The organism is Cedecea sp. B1(4) (genome assembly GCF_059414925.1).
On record NZ_JCAHMZ010000054.1, the window covers coordinates 1 to 436 of the forward strand.

Genomic DNA, 436 nt, shown 5'->3' on the forward strand with positions numbered 1-436 from the left:
GATGGCACGTACCTGCAAACCGTAGGCAATGATCGCTTCAAGGTCGAGTACGAACCTGACAGCGACTTGCGCGACACCGAGCAGATACCGTTAAAGGAGCTGGGCGGCATTGATGCCTTCTTTCAGCGAGAAGTGCTGCCGCACGCACGAGATGCGTGGATCGACCCCTCGAAGACCCGGATCGGCTATGAAATCTCCTTCGCCCGCTACTTCTACAAACCCGTGCCGCTGCGGGCGCTGGCGGACATTCGTGCCGACATCCTGAGCCTGGAGCAGCAGACGGAAGGCTTGCTGCACAAGATCGTGGGGACGGCATGATGGTGGCGAGTGCGTATCCGAGCTACCGCACTGCGCGTATGCGCTCGCTGCCGGCCGTACCGGAGCACTGGAACGAGCAGCGTGCCAAGACGTTCTTCCATGAGGTGGACGAACGCTC

General features: G+C 60.8%; 1 pseudogene. It reads left to right on the forward strand.

Annotation, left to right across the window (positions count from 1 at the left end):
* Nucleotides 1-318, forward strand: a pseudogene (locus ACR6JA_RS22100) (hypothetical protein); the annotation flags it as partial.
* Nucleotides 319-436: the final 118 nt, after the last annotated feature.